Here is a 761-nt window from a genome sequence, read left to right on the forward strand (position 1 = left end):
AGGGCGCAGATGGGCGCGTTTATGCGCTTGCTCAAGGCAGCCTTGTCGTCGGTGGTTTTGGTGCTGAAGGTGCCGATGGCTCCTCTATTCAGGTTAACGTTCCGAGTGTGGGACGGATTCCTAATGGCGCGACGGTTGAACGAGCCATCGCATCTCCTTTTCATCGTGGCGACACATTAACCTTTGATTTACATCGCCCGGACTTCACAACGGCGATGAATTTAACCAAGAAGATTAATGACTTGCTAGGGCCTAATACAGCGTACGCCAGCGATGCAGCTTCGATTACCGTCAAAGCCCCTCGCGATGCATCTCAGCGAGTTAGCTTTTTGTCGATGCTCGAAAATATGAATGTTGAAACAGGGGAAGAAGCGGCGAGAGTGATTATTAACTCTCGTACCGGCACCATCGTTGTCGGTCAGAACGTTAAGGTGCTTCCAGCTGCGGTTACCCACGGAAGTCTTTCGGTAACAATTACTGAAGACCCTGCAGTCAGTCAACCAAATCCGCTTGGAGGTGGTCAGACGGTTGTCGTACCACGCTCCGATGTTGATGCAGAACAAGAACCTAGTCGAATGTTTCAGTTTGGCCCTGCAGCGACGCTGAGCCAGATTGTTCAAGCGGTTAATCAAGTTGGTGCTGCGCCAGGAGATATCATGGCTGTACTCGAAGCCTTGAAGCAGGCTGGTGCCTTAAAAGCAGATTTAATTGTTATATAGAAAGAAATATAAGCAAAGCCATGTGGAACCTTAGAGGTTAGT

Annotated in this window: 1 protein-coding gene; it reads left to right on the top strand. The window is 49.7% G+C overall.

All coding sequences use genetic code 11. The features are described 5' to 3' along the window. Positions 1–719 (top strand): flagellar basal body P-ring protein FlgI (locus A3729_RS29565; RefSeq protein WP_156498228.1); only part of this gene is annotated, 719 nt, incomplete at its 5' end. Positions 720–761 lie beyond the last annotated feature (42 nt).

The organism is Oleiphilus sp. HI0043 (assembly GCF_001634935.1).